This window comes from Marinobacter confluentis, from assembly GCF_004785685.1.
Taxonomy (GTDB): domain Bacteria; phylum Pseudomonadota; class Gammaproteobacteria; order Pseudomonadales; family Oleiphilaceae; genus Marinobacter; species Marinobacter confluentis.
Window position 1 is genome coordinate 1 of record NZ_SRPF01000042.1, and the last position, 317, is coordinate 317.

Annotated in this window: 1 protein-coding gene; it reads right to left on the reverse strand. The window is 54.6% G+C overall.

Annotated elements, in window-relative coordinates; genetic code table 11:
- On the reverse strand, positions 1-317 hold a 317-nt coding region (locus E5Q11_RS17815), incomplete at both ends, for a hypothetical protein (protein WP_210426342.1).

Sequence of the window (317 nt, forward strand, 5' to 3'; positions counted from 1 at the left end):
TCAAGCTCAAGATCGGAGGTTTCGAAGTCCAGGCTCAGGTCATCCTCATCGTCTTTATCGCCTTCGGGCAGATCGCCCTCTTCCAGCGAGAAATCAAACGGCTCTTCGGATTCTGAACCTTTTTCGTCGGTATCCTCAAGGTCCGACAGATCGAACTCAATGGGATCGTCACGATCATCATCGGAGGCCCTGGCCGGCGTCAGGCTTTCGCTATCTTCCGCGTCTGAATCCAGAGCCCGCTCTGGTGATTCATCTTCGTCCAGCCCTATGTCATCGCCCTCTGGCGCTTCGTAGGCCTCAATGTCGTATTCGGAATC